This is a genomic window from Methanobrevibacter sp. (assembly GCF_017427765.1).
Lineage (GTDB): Archaea > Methanobacteriota > Methanobacteria > Methanobacteriales > Methanobacteriaceae > Methanocatella.
Genome location: NZ_JAFRSC010000020.1, coordinates 108,538 through 127,110 on the forward strand (window position 1 = coordinate 108,538; position 18,573 = coordinate 127,110).

Here is an 18,573-nt window from a genome sequence, read left to right on the forward strand (position 1 = left end):
TAATATGCCTAAAGTATCCGTAGTAATGCCAGTATATAATGCTTCAAGATTTCTGAATGATTCAGTCAATTCCATTTTAAACCAGACATTGGGTGATTTGGAACTGATTTGTGTGGATGACGGATCAACTGACAATTCTTTGGCAATTTTAAATAGCTTTGAAGACTCAAGGATTAAGGTTTATAGCCTCAAACACCAAGGAGGAGGAAATGCCAGAAATTATGGTCTGAGCAAAGTTACAGGAGAATACTTGTTTTGCATGGATGCCGATGACATTCTAGATTTAAACGCATTTGAAAAGTTTTATGAAATATCTGAAGAAAAAAATCTCGATTTTCTGGTTTTTAAGGCAATCAACTACGGCGTTGAAAAGGATCATTACTTTGAAACAGAATACCAGAACATGACAAATATCTACAATAAAGTCAAAGACAATGTTTTTTCATACAAAGACTTGGGAGATTTGCTGTTTGACTTTAATGTAAGCCCATGGTGTAAATTCTACAACACAGAATTTATCAAAAGTACAGGTGCCAAATTCAGAGAAAATTCAAAATTCCATGACAATCAGTTCTTCTGGGATATTATCTTTAAAGCAGAAAGGATTTACTTCATAAATGAGTTTTTATACACTCGAAAACGATATAATCAATCTCTGACAGCTTCAGGAGACATTGGTCACATTGACATTATTGGAGTTGTAAACGACATAGTTAAACTCTTTGAAAAGCACGGGCAACTTGACAGATACAAACACCTGTTGTATAACTTAAAAATAACATGGATAACTGACAGATACAACCAGGTTCAAGAAAAGCATAAACGAGAATTTTTCAATAAAATGAAAAATGATTATCTTTCCTTGAAGATAAAGGAATTCCCAAATATTTTAGATGAAGATAAGAGGTTTATTTATGATTGTGTCATTATATCAAAAAGTTATAATGATTTTGATTTAATAAAGCAATATTTCTCAAACAGTGAAAATAAATTAGCTAAATTAAATGAAGACGACTTAAAAAATAAAAAAACCATTAGTGAATTAAACAACAAACTTCAGGAGAAAGAAAACACAATAAAAGAGTTAAATGATGATGTTAAAAATAAAGATAAAATCATTAACGATTTTAACAATACCATTATCCCAAATAATGAAAAAACCATATCTGAATTGAATAATAAACTCCAAGACAGAGAAAAAACAGTCAACGAATTAAACAATAATCTTAAAGACAAAGAAAACACAATAAACAATCTAAAGAGTAAAATCAATGAAAACAACACCACCATCCAAAATCAAGAACAAGCCATAACTGACTTAAACATCAAAACCGAAAACAACCAACAAACAATGGAAAAGCTGACCAGCATCATCAAAAATAAATATGAAATTATCGATGAATTAAATAACAATATTGATAATAAAAACGAATTAATCAAAAACAATACCGTTGAAATATCAAAATTAAAAACCAAAAACAGGAATTTAATTGAGGAAAATAATTATTTGAAAACTGAACTAGACAACAGGTTTTCTTTTAAAAAGTTATTAAAAAAGAAATAATAATTAAAATTAAAATAAAAGAGTGATAAAATGCATCAAAGCTCATACAGAAAAATGAGATACTTTAAAGAGAATTATTTAAATCCAAACGATGAATTGAAAATTCTGGACATAGGCTCCTTTGACAGAAACGGCGATTACAATTATGGGCTCATCTTAAATGAAAAGAAATGGACTTATCAAGGTCTTGATTTAAAAAAAGGAAACAACGTTCATATTGTTGTTGAAAATGCATATGACTGGAAAGAAATTGATGATGAAACATATGATGTTGTCGTTTCAGGCCAGGCATTTGAACACATTGAATATTTCTGGCTTACTTTAGAACAGATTAAAAGGATATTAAAGCCCGGAGGATTGTTCTGTCTAATCGTTCCAAGTACAGGCCCAGTTCACAAAAATCCGTATGATTGCTACCGTTTTAACCAGGACGGAATGAAAGCAATGGCAAAATATATCAATTTCACAATCCTTGAAACAGGACATAATACCGATAAAATTTCTGATCCATGGTATGATTGTCATCTGATTGCTAAAAAACCTGAAAAAGGAACTGTGGAAGACTTGGACTATAAAATGGACAAGCTTGAAGACAAACTAGATTTAATCATGAAAAAATTGGATTTATCCTAATATGCCTTAATGCTCTAAAATCCATTCATATACTCTTTTACAGTTGTTTTGGTCTGTGTATGTGAAGAAATCATCCACCCTTTTCTTATATTCATCTTCCATCTCACAGCCGTTTTCAATATATTCATCAAGTTTTCCTAAAACTTCATCAGTGGTTCCCAATTCTTTACCGAATGCCATTGTTTCATAGTCAAAATAACTTCCTTCATAGTGATAAGGATCATTTTCAGGATGGAAATAAATGACCGGTTTTTTAAGGTATGCAAAATCGAAAAATACTGATGAAAAGTCAGTTACCAATACTGAAGAGTTGTTCAGCAGTTCCTGATAGGATTCATCACGAGATAAATATATTTCATCCGGAATGTCAAAAAGATCAATGAATTTTTCATCCGTATTGGCAATGTTTTTAAACAGTTCAGGATGAGGTCTGAATACAATATCATAACCCTTATTGACCATATCCAGTAATTTCGGACTATATAAGAATGAACTTAAGTTTTCATAGTATGGTGAATTTAGGAAAATATGCCTGTTTCCAGTAATTGTTTTTCTCCAGGTTGGAATTATCAGTATCTGCTTGTTGTCATTTTTCTTTAAATTGTCAAACCTTGGAAATCCTAAATTCTGAACGATTTGCGGATCAAAGCCATAACCTTCCTCATAAAATGATTCTGATTCTGCTTCACAAACTGTAACTATTAATGACAAGTCTTTATCATATTTTCTCATCCAATCTGAAATGTTATCCTTGGTTACACCGTGCTGCAGCCAGTAAATCTTATAATCAAGCAAACCGGAAATAAGTTTTCTCTCATCATTGTCCCAGTCGAAAAATGGATTTATCTGAGTATCATAGGGGTGAGTTGTAATAATCTTATCTGCTTTCAATATCAGTGATTTGTGTTCAAATGAACCTGCTTCAATGACATTTCCTATTTTGGAAAGTTCCTCGAATTGCTTTGCATCACGAGATACTACAAAATACTTTTTAACATTATCCTTTATTTTAGCGGCGTATTTAAACAGATGATACGCATTGTCATCTGCAGAATCAATACGGTCCTGGAAGAGATAGATTTCTTTATTTCTGGAGAACAATTTTCTTTTAGATAAATCTTTCAGATAATTTGTTCTAAGTTCAATGATTTCATTATAGATTTCCAAATCCTTGCCTTTTTTGTTTTCACTTTCCTTGACAAGTTTTTCAATGTTTTTCTCTTCAAAACTTATTAAATCCTTTTTAGTGTTTGGCTGAATGAAAAAGTCATTGTGTTCCGTGAAGAGAATATGAGATTCATCAGCCTTGTAGTTACTTAATTTTGACATTTTTACATGGTCTGTAAACGCAAGACCTGGATTAACAGAAATGACATTGCCATTGGCAAAGTTCTCATTGTCCCCATCCTTGTGGTAATTAATCTGCAGTTTGATTTTGCATTTTTCGTGTTCAGTTAGAGGAATTTTCAAATCAAAGGTGTTTTTGAACTGGAACGGTACAGACAAATAAGTCATGTGAGGCCTGCTGGTATATCTGACAGGCTTTGCACGGAACTTGTCAAACGCCACCGTGTCATAATACTTAACCCCTTCAATAGAAATGTTTTTCACATCAAAGAAACTGTTTAAAAATCCTGAAAGGTTTAAAAATCCATCTCTTAATTCAACAATGTCCAGCCATATGTTGTGGCTTGCAAGATTGCCGCACCTGTGATCTCCAATTTCAAGAAGCACATTATTGTCACGATATTCAGCATGCAAATCATTTCTTTTAAGAGATAAAAAGAACCTCATTGTAAATTCATTTCTGATGAACTTGTTGTTTAAAATCATCTCCTCATCAATGTAGTCAATGACCTGCCATAAACAATGCCAAAACTCTTTTCTCTCCTGATTGTTCAAAATTGTCAAATCTTCTTTTAATACCCACTGCAAATCATATGCTAAAGTGTATTTTAGAAAATCTGGAATTTCACCATCCTTTGACAAGGCATAATTAAATAAGTGCAAATAGTAATCCCTCAATTTATCTGTGAAGAATTCCTTTTTGGTAGTTACGATATCCAATGTTGAGGATTCATCAAACCTTTTACGGTAGAAGTATTTTGAAGTGTCAATGACACCCAATGTCTTCTTTTCCATTAAAATTTTGTTAATTACAATAACGTCTTCTGATGAAACCACATTTGTTGCAAATTTGAACCTTGCAAAGACATCTGTCTTGAAAAATGCGGAGTTTGAATGCAACTGAGGATTGTTAGGGTCTTTTGTTAAATCAATGATTCTTGAGGAAGAATATTTGTTGTTGAGCATATGGTCTCCGGATTCCTTTTCAAAAAAGATAATCGGCATGGAAACAATATCAGTTTCATCATAATGCTTTTCAAAGAATTCATATGCTTCTTTCAGAGCATTTTCTTCCAGATAATCATCGGAATCCAAAAAGTTGGTGTATTTTGCACGCACCATCTCAAAACCGTTGTTTCGGGCATGAGCCTGACCTGCATTTTCCTGAGTGATAACAGTAATATTGTCAGGATATTCTTCCTGATATCTTAAACAGATTTCCTCTGAGGAATCCTCACTTCCGTCATTGACTAAAATCAGCTGAATATTTTCTTTAAAACCTAATGTCTGACTGATTACAGAACCGATGGATTGGTCGAGATAATCTTCAGTATTATATATCGCCATGACTACTGCAAATTTGAAATCATGAGTGCTTTTAGCAACAATTTGTGAATCCTCAAAATCCCATTTTTTCAATCCGTCTTTTAAAACAGGCATTTCGAATTTCAATTCTATTTTCGGATTGAACACAATCAAATCTTCATCCCTATAATTAGTTATATCTCCATTTTTATGATAGACCACCTTAAAGCTGATTTTAGAGATATTCTTATTGAAAGGAATATCTAAAGTAAAATACTTTAACTTCTGATAAATTGAAGAGTGTTTAAGTTCACGAAATGAAGGATCTGGAATGAATTGTGCCAAATTCCTTTCACTTTTTCCATTGAAAAATTCAGTAATGGACTCGATGGAAAATACCTCGCCATCCAAATAGTTATTCAAAAATCCTTTAATTTTTAGAGCCCCATCAATTAAATCAAATTCTCTAAAAATAAGTTCAGGAACATACAGATTATCTATATCTTCACCATTGTGTCTTACTACTGAGTTGAAATTATCAAAACCAACTTCCAAATCATCATATGCCAAATTGTAGAAGAAATATCTTAAAGAATCTTCCATATTGGCATTTTTAATGACTTCAGGTTCAATGTAGGGCATTATTTCTTTTAAAAGTGAAATCAACTCTTCCTTTTCAGCTTCACTGTCACACATGAAATAGTCTTCCTGAGTGATGATTTTTTCCAAATCATAAATTAACAAATATTGGATGAATTTTGGAACTTCAGAATCATTTTTTGAAATTTCTATTAATTTTAAATGGAAATTCCTTAATCTGTGCATATAATATTCTTTTTTAAATTGAATTGAATCTGAAATAGCAGATAAATTATATCTTTTTCTGTAATAATATGTTGGAGCGGATAAAACACCCAATTGAGGATTTTTAACTAAAATTGAGTATAAAAATAATATATCTTCAGAACAAATTAATTCAGTGTTAAACTCATTAGGCATGGCATCGGCTTTGATAAATACTGAAGATATGGAAAATTGTGGGTTGTTGGGATTTGAAATCAAATCAATTATCTGTGTTTTTTCGAATTTATAATTGAACTGATCTGGTTTGTTTTCCCTTTCAAAATAGTTGATCGGAATGGCTGCAATTTTACAGTCATTTTGATTGAAAAATGCATTTACTTCTCCCAATGTGTTTTCAGAAATATAATCATCAGCATCTAAAAAATTTATATAATCTCCGCAAGCATGCATCAAACCAAGATTTCGAGCACATGCAACACCTGAATGCTCCTGTGACAATACAATTATATTTTCAGGATATTCTTTTTGATATTTTAACGCTATTTCCTTTGATGAATCAGTACTTTCATCATCAATCAAAATCAATTGGACATTTTCCTTAAAATCAAAACATTGATTGATAACAGATTCAATAGCTTGATTTAAGTAATTTTCACAATCATAAATTGCCATTATTATTGAAAATTTAAAATCTTTCTTAGATACCATGCATTAATGCTCCAAAACTTATTGTATATACTTTATTTAAATAGGATAATATTTATATGTTTAACCTATAGTTTTTCTCTAAAAGTTTTTACTAGTTAGTTCAATTCATAAATATACAATTTGATTTTTTTGCTATTGCATTTTTTGTTCCTGATTATATAGTACTCTTGAAGTATTTGACAGACTATAACTTTATCATTCATGGCATTAACTTTTAAAGAAAAAACCTATAACTATTTAATTCATAATTCATAGATATATACTAAATAGTACCATTTTATGGAGTTGATAGATTGCAATATGTAAAAAAACGAGATAATGAAATCAATTATTCATTAAATATTATAAAATGTATAGCCATATTTGCAGTAATCTGTATTCACTGTAGATTTTATCATGTTAGTTCAGTAGGTTCTGTTATAGATGCCATTTCTAGATTTGCAGTTCCTATCTTTTTCTTAATTTCTGGATTTTTTAGTTATTATGAAAATGAAGACTATGCACTTAGCAAATATAGAATGAGAATTATTCGTCTTGTTAAAATATACATTGTAGCTAATTTAGCATATATTATTTTTTTCTTGTTAATAGGCAAATTAACTGGATTAAATGATGTGATTTCATTATTTAGTTTGGATTCAATTTTTGGCTATATTATATTTAATTTGACTCCTGGAGCTGATTTTTTATGGTTCATATCTGCTTTATTGTATTGTTATATATTGTTTTATATCATTAGAAAACTTAATTTTAATATTAATAGTTTATATGTTTATATTCCAATATTCTTAATAGGTAATTTATTACTCGGTGAACTCTCACAGTTTCTAGGATTGACTATTGATTTTGAAATTTATAGAAATTTCTTGTTTATGGGATTGCCATTTTTTACATTAGGTTATTTTATTCATGATAATAAAGAAAATGTGACTGGTGTTTTATCAAATTCTAATTTAATTGCCATAATGATTTTAAGTTTAATATTCACAACAATTGAGACACTTGTTGTTGGCAAACATGATTTATATTTTGGAATCATTATTTTTGTTGTTTGTTTATTTATATGGTGTGTAAAAAATCCAAATAAATTGAATTTTAAAATTACTGGATGGATTGGAAAGAATTTATATGCTATAATGTATATCTTACATTTAATGGTTTTAGAATTATTTGGAAAATTCGGATTAGAACTAGGTTATTTTGAACCTGTAATCGCTTTTGTAATTACTGCATTGATATCTGGAGTTATATATTCTGTTATGAAAACTTAAAAAGATCATATGATAAGATTTTGAATATTTATTCTATAAACATTCAAAAAAAAAAAGTTATTATTTAAAAATTTTTTAGTTGATTTGACATGATTGGCAATGAATTGATTGAAATCCAATCATGTTTATTTTTATCTTTTTTGTGGAGTCTATTTTTCTAAGTTTTTTAAATGTTCTTCAGCATCTCTGGACTAATTGAATATTTAAAAAATCATTTGATTTTTATTGTTCCTTTTTTGCTTAAACTATTGTAGTATGTGTCTCCGGCAAATTTAACTGTGTATTTGTAGGTTCCTTTTTTGGTCAGTTTAACGTTGATTGTTACTTGGCCTTTGGAATTTGTGGTTGCTTTGTATGTTTTTTTGTTGATGGTTAATGTGATTTTTTTCTTGTTGAGTGCTTTGTTGTTTGCTGATTTGAGTGTTATTGTTATTTTTTTGGTTTTTGCGGATTTTTTGAAAGTGTTTGTATGGGTTGTTAGTTTAACTTTGGTTTTTTCCCATCTTTCAGTGTTGGTTTTTTTAGGGGAGTATGTGTTTCCTGAAAGTTTTTTAAGTTCTCCGCTGCCGTAGATTGCAAATCCTACTTTTGCAGTATTTCCGATGAATTTATTTTTAGTTATGACTCCATCGTTTCCGCTAAACCTCACCGCTCCGCCAACGCTTTGGGCCCCTGCCTTATTTTTGGTGAAAGTGTTGCTGTCCAAAGTTATTTTTGCACCTTCAATGTATGCTGCTCCGCCGGATGATTTTGCAACATTTCCTGAAAACTCATTATTTTTAATGATTGCCTTGCTTGATTTAATTAGAGTTGCTCCTGCGATACTTTCAGCAGCATTGTTAAGGAATTTGTTGTTAATAACTGTTGCTGAATCTCCGCGCAGATAAACTGCTCCACTGCATTCAGCCGCATAACACATACTGATGCAATTATTAATTAGAGTATTAGATTTGCCGTCAATGTAAATTGCCCCTCCACTTTTTGAGGTACTGCTTTTTGTAATATAATTATCTGAAATCAGGAAATTTGAACCTTTAATATCTAAAGTTCCTCCAGCACCCCCAACGGCATGATTGTCAATGAAGATATTTTTAGAAATGATCAAACCGGAACCGTTATCATATATAGCACCTCCGCTTCTGGCATCATTTCCTTCAAATATGTTCCCAGTAATTATGCCTGAATTTGAATCCACACCGTTCCATCTAATCGCACCCCCCAAGACATCGGCATGATTATTCGTGAAGTTATTGTTTGATATTGTGCAGTTTTGACCTGCAATACTTATTGCTCCACCGTGAGACCCCTCTATATTGCCCGATACCCTATTGGAGTCAAATACATTATTTGTTATGATTGATCCAGTACCATGTTCGGCAACAACGGTTCCTTCAATGTCTATAGCACCACCGTCACGACCAGCAACATTTCCTGTAAATGTATTGTTGAAAATCTGAATGTTGTGACCTAATGCATTGATTGCACCGCCAAGGATTCCTACTGCTTTATTTCCAATGAAAATATTATTTGATATTATTTGATCGTTTCCTTCAATACGCATTGCCCCACCACTAGTTCTTGCAGAATTATTCTCAAAATAATTATCGGTTACTGTGCAATAACTGGCTTTTATATACACTGCACCGCCAACATTACTGGTCGTTGCACGATTATTAATGAAAGTGCAGTTTGTTATAGTAAGATAATCCGACCCATTATCTGCAAAGATTGCTCCCCCACAGCTTTTTTCAGCATTTATAAATATTGTATTTTTAAAAGTTACATGAGTAATTCCTTTTTTGATGTAAAAGACTGATGAATTGTTCGCATCAATGGTGTGTCCTTTACCATCTAAAGTTAAAGTCCTGTCAATCGCAATTCCATTAGGACGAATACAATCAAATACATAATCATCATCCAATTCAATTGTATTTCCTGGAGCGCAGTTGCTGATTTGTCGCTGCAATTCATTAAATCCTTTAGGTTGAGTTATAGGGTCATTTTCTATATTATCAATAATATTTTTGTCACCACCATCTATCCGACTTGTATTTTCGGCAGAAACTGCGGCAATTGATATAAAAAATAGAATTAATAGCAATAAAATTAATTTTAAATAAAATTTCATATTTCCACCAAGGCTTATATTATTATATAAATATAAGTGCTATTTATATTTTAATTTTAAAACCTGACACTCGTTAATTACCCATAAATTAACTTTAAAAACTTATTTCCAAATAATGAACTATTTTTAAAGAATAATATTTAAAATAAGTAAATTTACAATGAAAAAAAAGAAAAAAAAAGTGTTTAATGGACATGTTCATTATTTAGAAGATGCGATTAATTGCACATAAATAAATGAGTCCATGAAACACAATTATGATGTTGAACTTACAAATCCTTTTAATAGATTCTTACTATCATCACCTTGAGGATAGATCTGATAAAGCTTTCCATTTTTCTCATAGAAATAATTTGTATGGATATATTTTCCATCAACTTCCAATACTAAAGCTTTAACAGTGACATTGCCCGCATCAAATGACTTTTCAGTTACCTTATGGTTCTTATGTTTTTGATAGTAGTCCTTAAATACGGAATCCATAGTGTCATTCACTTCCGCGATAGTATAATTATTCTTACCATCAGTGACTGTCACACTATTTTCTGAAGATTTAGTAACCTTAAAGCCATTAGGTATTGAAACTTTTGAAGTACCGTTATTGCCAATAGCGACTGTTGAATTGAAATTAAGTACCTTTGAGAAATCAAGAGTATAGTAGTTAAAAACAGACATGGTGGTAATACCATCGTAATCCGGTTCTTTCCAATCTATCAGATAAATTTCCTTATCAGTATTGTTTTTAATGAAAGTAGGAATATCCTCACGTTCTATATCTTTGAAATCGAAGTATTGATGAACCTTATCCGTACTTACACCACGCCAATCATCTATATGATGAGCATACATGTCCGTTTGATTGGCAAATATCAAACTGAATACTGAAGGACGAGCAATAACAACTGCATTATCCTGTGATAACTGATCAAAAATCTCCTGTTGCACAATTCCATCATCATAGAAAGTTTTATTAGTGTCTAAAACATTAACAGCTCCACTTAAAAGTAAGAAAACTATTAAAGCAGTTGAAATGTAAAATCTTTTTTTATCCTTAATCTTTGTTAAACATATTGACAGTGCCAGCCACATGACCGCAGCTGCCGGCAATAGATATCTTATACGTAAAATTGGTTTATATACAATGGATATGCCAACGGCAATAATTATTGTTCCAATATAAACGCCAAGTCCTGTTAAAATATAAAAACGGGTCAAATCATCCCAATCTTTTGAGTCAATGATAAATAGTGCCATTAAAACAATTAAAATTACACAAAATACAATCCCCGGAATCAAATTTGAATAAGCAAAGAATGAAAAAGCGGAAATCACAGTATCCGAAGTCAATGCGGAAATTGAAAAAGCGTTTTTAACGCCAAACAGCTGATAATATAAATATGGAATCCAAGGGGAATATAAAAGAACTGCAGCAACTGCAGAAAGTATGAAATACTTTATTTTATCTAATTTATCATATCTAATCATATAAATGAAAACAAATAAATACATACACGCTACTGACAGAAGGGCGAAATAATGGGTAGCAATACTTGCAACTGAAAATACTGTAAAAAGAGCAAATGATTTTTTATCAAAATTCTGTATAACATCCATATAATACACAAATGTCAATGCCAGGAATAAAATTGCCCAACCGTACATTCTTCCGGTCAAAAACCAAGCGAAAAATTCAGTCATTAACATTAATGATAAAGAAAATAACCCTGCAGCCAACCATCCGTGTTCCTTTCTAATTTTAAAAAATGAAACAACAAGACATAGCGCATACGAAAGTATTGAAAGAGTCTTTAGAACAAAAAGTTCAGACCCAATTCCGAGAACTGAAAATAGATTAACCCACAATTTGGCCATGATATAATGTAGTGGAGGGTGGCAATCATTAGCCAAAATGGTAATCATGTCCATAAATGGAAATTTAATAGCCGAAAGCGTGAAATATTCGTCAACATGTGTGAAAAAGTGATTTATAGGCGTTATCAACATATAAATCAAAAATCCAATACTTATTATAAATAGGATTTTTCCAATTAGTTCTTTATTTTCATGAATATTCATAAATATCATCCGTAATTAATTTTTTCAGCGATTATTGAAATTTTGCTAACAAGCAAAAACCGTGAAAAACATTAAATATAGATTTCATTTATAAAGAATATAAATTTTACTTAAAATATAACCAACGATACAGAACAAATAAAAACACTTCCAACAGATGCAATGGAAAAGTATGCAAACTAAAATCAACAATTCCCGAATTACCACCAACACACTTAAACAAAACCTGAATCCAAGAGAAATAACAACAATTTTACTAATGCGAGGAGTAGAGAATTCAGACTTGCCCGAACGGATAGAACTACTGAATTTACGATAATTTAACCAAAAATCAAAAAAATGTATAAATATCATTTACCACAAATTAAACATTAAATAATAATTTTGGTGGGAAATAAAATGAAGATTAATTTAAAATTAATTCCATTAATATTACTCCTATTTTTCATAACCGTCAGTGCAGTTTCTGCATATGATGCTGCACAAACTGATGAAATTATTGGTGATGATACCCAAGACAATATTGATGAAGACATAAATACTGCTAATGAGGCAGATGCAAACAGTCCTAAAGATTTTAATGAATTTCAACGATTAATCTGGAATGCTAAAGAAGGAGACACAATTGAACTGGACAGCGACTACATATTTACAGAAAACACTACAAGACAAGCAGAGTGGGGAAATCAAATTGACAAAAGCTTAACTCTGGACGGCAAAGGTCATACCCTTGATGGAGACAACAAAGCAGCAATATTATTTGTCAAAACAGGACTTACTAACGTAGTGATTAAAAACATTAAATTTGTAAATGGTGTGAAAGGTTGCGGCGGCGCATTGTTGGTGGATCCGGGTGCAGATTACCTTACTGTTGAAAATTGTACATTTATAAACAACAAAGCAACAACAAGCAATGTTGGAGGAGCGGTTTACATAAAAGCTAGCCATTGTACAATACTCAATAGTACCTTTGAAAATAATTTTGCACCAAGTAGCGGAGGTGCAATCCGTATTGAAGGAGATGGGAACACTATATCAAATAACATTTTCACTGCAAATAAAGCTGAAAAAAGCTTGGGCGGTGCAATAAATGTATTGGGACACAATAACAAGATTCTAAACAACATATTTACAGAAAATTTTGCTGGCCGTGACGGTGGAGCAATTGATATTGAAGGAACTAAAGTAGCAGAACTTGGTACTGGAAATGTTATTTCATACAATGTATTTAACTCAAACAGAGTTTCAAGTTCAAAAAAAGAAGCATATGGTGGAGCAATAAGTATTATGGGTCAAAATTGTGAAATATCTTATAATAACTTCACCAACAACCATGCAGATATACTTGGAGGGGCAATAAGATGGACCGGTGCAAGTTCAAATTCCGGCAAAATTGTTGGAAACCTATTTGAAGGCCATGATGCCCAAAGCGGAGGGACAATATACATTACCGGTTGCGGAATTACCATTTCTAAAAATACAATCAAGGACAGCAAAGCTACTGCAGGGGCAGGAGGCGCTATAAACGTCAATGGTGACTACTCAGTAATCTCATACAATGAAATTACAAAAAGCAGCACTAAATCAAGTGGCGGTGCAATATATGTTGCCGGCAAATCCGCCAAAATAATGAATAACAATATTAATCACTGCAGTGCGGCAAGCAGCGGAGGAGCAGCATACATTACCGGCGCATCAGCAACAGTCACTAACAACAAATTCATATCCAACACTGCAGAAAAACTTGGAGGTGCTGTGCAAATCAAATCCAGCAGCGCAAACATTAAGAATAATGAGTTTTCAGGAAATGTTGCAAAATCATCCGGCGGAGCAGCATACATTGAAGGTGCAAAAATAACCTTGGACAGCAACACTTTCACAAAAAATAAGGCAGGAACCCAAAGCGTTGGCGGAGCAGTGAGGTTTAGCGGAAACGATGGAGTCATAACTAAAAATAAATTCACCGGAAATACTGCAAAAGTAGGATTTGCAATCTACGGCAGCGGAGAACTTAAAAAACTTTCAGGAAACACATACTCCCCTAAAAAAACCAACACCGAAAGATGGGAAAAAACCAAAGTTAAACTAACAACCCCTACAAACACTTTCAAAAAATCCGCAAAAACCAAAAAAATAACAATAACACTCAAATCAACAAACAACAAAGCACTCAACAAGAAAAAAATCACATTAACCATCAACAAAAAAACATACAAAGCAACCACCAACTCCAAAGGCCAAGTAACAATCAACGTTAAACTGACCAAAAAAGGAACCTACAAATACACAGTTAAATTTGCCGGAGACACATACTACAATAGTTTAAGCAAAAAAGGAACAATAAAAATCAAATAACTGTTTTAATACAGTTATTTTCTTTTCTTTTTTTTCAACATAACCGATGTTCACCATTTTCAAAACTTCAAAAACGTTGCAAAATCAAATAGTAATAGTTAATAAATAATTTTCACCATATTATTATTTAATTAATAATTAAGTTAAGGTGAAAATGTGAAGTTAAATATAAAACTGATTTCATTAATATTGATTCTGTTTTTTATATCAGTCAGTGCGGTTTCAGCTGAAGACACCTCACAAAATATTAATGTAACTGCAACAAACGACATGACAGTCGAGTATAAAAGTTTTGATGAACTGCAAAAGCAAATTCAAAATTCTCAAGAGGGAGACGTAATTGAAATAGAAGGCAATTATTCAAACAATGAGAAATATGCCAGAGGAATTGTAATCGATAAAAGCATAACATTAGACGGTAAAGGCTATACCTTTGACGGTAACGGTTCAGGAATACTTCAAATCAGAGAAAATATCACCAATGTCGTGATTAAAAATCTAATTTTTATTAATGGTGAGAGAACCGCCGGAGGAGCAATTCGTGCAGAGCCAGGTACAGACTATCTTACTCTGCAAAATTGTACATTTAGAGACAATAAAGCTACAACAGGTAATATTGGTGGTGCCGTTTATATAAGGTCAAGTCATTGTACAATAGTTGACAGCACATTTGAAAACAACTATGCTCCAACAAGTGGGGGCGGAATCCGTATTGAAGGAGACTTCCAGACAATAACAAATAACATATTTACAGCCAACATTGCAAATTTGACACTTGGTGGTGGAATCACTGCATTAGGCCACAATATTCTAATCAGCAACAACACATTTAAAAGCAATAAAGCTGGCCGTGACGGCGGAGCAATAGACATGGAAGGAACAATTGTAGCTGAGATGGGTATTGGAAATATCATAACAAACAATGTATTTGACTCTAATTATGTAGGAGGTCACCCGGACGGTGGCCGTGGTGGCGCAATAAGTATGTCAGGTGAAAACTGTACAGTATCATACAATAACTTCACAAACCATTATTCACAAACCCTTGGGGGAGTAATGAGATGGAATGGTGGAAACTCTACCATGGGAAACATTATAGGAAACATAATTGAAGGCAGTTCTGCTGAAAGTGGAGGTGCACTATACATTTTAGGTCATGGAATAAACATCTTCAACAACACATTTAACAACTGCGATGCATTTAAATATGCTGGAGGAGCTATAGACATTAAAGGAAACTATGGAATCGTTTCAAACAACACAATAACAAATTCCTTCGCCAACACTAGTGGAGGAGCAATATATGTTGAAGGAAATTTCACCACAATAATTAATAACAACATAATTAACACCACAGCTTTGGAAAGTTCGGGAGGAGCATACGTAACCGGAGAAGGCACAACCATCAATAATAACAAATTCATTAATAACACCGCAGGAATGATTGGAGGATCCATACAACTGAGAACCAACAATTCCATGGTAACAAACAACGAATTCATTAAAAACAGTGCAAATATATCCGGAGGAGTAGCATACTTTGACGGAGAAAACATCACAGTGAAAAACAATAATTTCACCAACAACCATGCTGACCTCATTGGTGGAGTTATCAGATGGATGGGCGGAAACACAACCGCAGGAGAAATCAGCGAAAACAAATTCGAAAACAACTACGCACAAAGTGGAGGAGCAATATACTTTGACGGTAACAGCATAACCATTTACAAAAATCAATTCACTAACCATACCGCCACAGCAGGGGCCGGAGGAACCCTAAACATAAAAGGAGATAATGCAATCATCTCCCAAAACACCATAACAGACAGCGACTGCAATACAAGTGGAGGAGCAATTTATATCGAAAGCAATTTCACTAAATTTGTAAATAACAGCATCATTAACGGATATGCAAATGAAAATGCCGGTGGAGCATACATCACAGGCAAATCCGCAACAGTCAGTGAAAACAAATTCATAAACTGCAAATCAGGACAACTTGGAGGAGCCATACAACTATCCTCCGACAACAGTGCAATAACAGATAACGAATTCAAAAACAACACCGCAACAGTATCTGGAGGAGCAACATATCTAATAGGTGAAAACATCACAGTAAAAAACAATAATTTCACCAACAACCATGCTGACCTCCTTGGTGGTGCAATAAGATGGGATAGTGAATACAACACTGGCGAAATTATTAAAAACAACTTTGATGAAAATGAAGCCCAAAGTGGAGGAGCACTATACATTTCAGGCAATGGAATAAACATTACTGAAAATATATTCAATGAAAATAAAGCCACACTTGGAGCAGGAGGATCCCTAAACATTAAAGGTAACTTCACCATGGTTTCAAACAATAAAATTGCAAAAAGTACTTCCAAAACAAGTGGTGGAGCAATATACATTGAAGGAGAAACAACCAAACTAATGGGAAACATCATAAATTCATGTAATGCCGAAGAAAGTGCTGGAGCAGCATATATAACCGGAGACACAGCAACAATTGCAGACAACAAATTCATTGAAAATACAGCAGGACAACTTGCAGGAGCACTGGAAGTTAAATCCGTTAATGCAAACATCAAAAACAACGAATTCACATCAAACAGCGCAAACGTTACTGGAGGAGCACTATACATTGAAGGAAACAACAACACAATAACCAAAAACAACTTCACAAACAACCAAGCAAACAACCTCGCAGGAGCAATCCGATACGACAACACAAACACAGGACAAATAACACAAAACAACTTCAACAACAACACCGCACAAAGCGGAGGAGCACTATACATCACAGGAAATAAAATAAACATCACTCAAAACACGTTCAACGAAAACCAAGCAACCACCGGAGCAGGAGGAACAATAAACATACAAGGAGACTCCACACAAATAACAAACAACAACATAACCAAAAGTAACTCAAAAACAAGCGGAGGCGCAATCTACACCAACGGAAAACAAACACAAATAACAAACAACAACATAAACACATCCGCAGCCGGAGACAGCGCAGGAGCAATCTACCTAACCGGAGACACAGCAACAATAACAAACAACAAAATCATTGAAAATACAGCAGGACAACTTGCAGGAGCACTACAGGTTAAAGCCTCCAATACAGTAATTAAAAATAATGAATTCAAATCAAACAATGCAAAAGTTACAGGTGGAGCACTATACATTGAAGGAAACAACAACACAATAACACAAAACAACTTCACAAACAACCAAGCAAACAACCTCGCAGGAGCAATCCGATACGACAACGCAAACACTGGAGAAATATCAGAAAATACCTTCAACAACAACACCGCACAAAGCGGAGGAGCACTATACATCACAGGAAACGAAATAAACATTAATAAAAATATATTCAATGAAAATAAAGCTACCCTCGGTGCAGGAGGATCCCTAAACATAAACGGAAATGAAAACACAATCTCCAACAACAACATAACCAAAAGCAGCTCAAAAACAAGCGGAGGCGCAATATACCTAACCGGAAAAACAGCAACCATTGAAAACAACAACATAAACACATGCACAGCAGGAGACAGCGCAGGAACAATCTACCTAACCGGAGACACAGCAACAATAACAAACAACAAAATCAACAACAACACCGCAGAAAAACTAGCAGGAGCAACACTAATAAAAACCAACAACGCACAAATCAAAAACAACACATTCAAAGGCAATATTGCAAAAACCTCTGGAGGAGCATTATACATCGAAGGTGAAAAAATTACCCTCGAGAAAAATAACTTCACCAACAACCAAGCAAACAACCTAGCAGGAGCACTACAAATCAAATCAAACAACACAGAAATCAAAAACAACATTTTCACACAAAACAACGCAAAGGTTACAGGTGGAGCATTATACATTGAAGGAAACAACAACACAATAACACAAAACAACTTCACACAAAACACAGCAAACAACGTAGCAGGAGCAATCCGATACGACAACGCAAACACAGGACAAATAACACAAAACAACTTCAATGAAAATGAAGCCCAAAGCGGAGGAGCACTATACATCACAGCAAACACAATAACAATAAACAAAAACACATTCAACCAAAACAAAGCAACCACCGGAGCAGGAGGAACAATAAACATAAACGGAAATGAAAACACAATCTCCAACAACAACATAACCAAAAGCAGCTCAAAAACAAGCGGAGGCGCAATCTACACCAACGGAAAACAAACACAAATAACAAACAACAACATAAACACATGCACAGCAGGAGACAGCGCAGGAGCAATCTACCTAACCGGAGACACAGCAACAATAACAAACAACAAAATCAACAACAACACCGCAGAAAAACTAGCCGGAGCAGCACTAATAAAAACAAA

Annotated in this window: 8 protein-coding genes; 5 read left to right on the forward strand and 3 right to left on the reverse strand. The window is 33.2% G+C overall.

What is annotated here, in order from left to right:
• Window positions 1–4: 4 nt before the first annotated feature.
• Together IJL02_RS05835 and IJL02_RS05840 are read left to right on the forward strand one after the other, a co-directional pair.
• The gene (locus IJL02_RS05835) at window positions 5–1,564 is read left to right on the forward strand and encodes a glycosyltransferase (protein ID WP_292812808.1); all 1,560 of its coding nucleotides are present in this window, start codon (window positions 5–7) and stop codon (window positions 1,562–1,564) included.
• A 30-nt stretch (window positions 1,565–1,594) separates the two neighbouring features.
• A complete protein-coding gene (locus IJL02_RS05840; RefSeq protein ID WP_292812814.1) occupies window positions 1,595–2,197 on the forward strand; it encodes a class I SAM-dependent methyltransferase in 603 nt (200 codons plus the stop codon).
• 6 nt (window positions 2,198–2,203) lie between these two features.
• Here the strand turns inward: IJL02_RS05840 and IJL02_RS05845 are convergent, their stop codons facing one another.
• Window positions 2,204–6,361 carry a glycosyltransferase gene (locus IJL02_RS05845; RefSeq protein ID WP_292812819.1) on the reverse strand — a complete coding sequence of 1,386 codons (4,158 nt, stop codon included), beginning with the start codon at window positions 6,359–6,361 and terminating at the stop codon, window positions 2,204–2,206.
• A 293-nt stretch (window positions 6,362–6,654) separates the two neighbouring features.
• Here IJL02_RS05845 and IJL02_RS05850 point away from each other — a divergent pair, with 293 nt between their 5' ends.
• Window positions 6,655–7,632, forward strand: coding sequence for an acyltransferase (locus tag IJL02_RS05850; protein WP_292812826.1), 978 nt, complete (start codon window positions 6,655–6,657; stop codon window positions 7,630–7,632).
• Window positions 7,633–7,843: 211 nt separating this feature from the next.
• On the opposite strand, the gene IJL02_RS05855 is transcribed toward IJL02_RS05850, so the two are convergent.
• Complete coding sequence (locus IJL02_RS05855) at window positions 7,844–9,760, reverse strand: right-handed parallel beta-helix repeat-containing protein (RefSeq protein ID WP_292812831.1); 1,917 nt, start codon at window positions 9,758–9,760, stop codon at window positions 7,844–7,846.
• A 255-nt stretch (window positions 9,761–10,015) separates the two neighbouring features.
• On the reverse strand, window positions 10,016–11,836 hold the full coding sequence (locus IJL02_RS05860; RefSeq protein ID WP_292812836.1) for a hypothetical protein: 1,821 nt from the start codon (window positions 11,834–11,836) through the stop codon (window positions 10,016–10,018).
• Window positions 11,837–12,235: 399 nt separating this feature from the next.
• Here IJL02_RS05860 and IJL02_RS05865 point away from each other — a divergent pair, with 399 nt between their 5' ends.
• Together IJL02_RS05865 and IJL02_RS05870 are read left to right on the forward strand one after the other, a co-directional pair.
• Window positions 12,236–14,191, forward strand: coding sequence for a nitrous oxide reductase family maturation protein NosD (locus IJL02_RS05865; protein ID WP_292812839.1), 1,956 nt, complete (start codon window positions 12,236–12,238; stop codon window positions 14,189–14,191).
• Between the two features lie 156 nt (window positions 14,192–14,347).
• Window positions 14,348–18,573: right-handed parallel beta-helix repeat-containing protein (locus tag IJL02_RS05870; protein ID WP_292812844.1), on the forward strand; the 4,226-nt coding region annotated here is incomplete at its 3' end.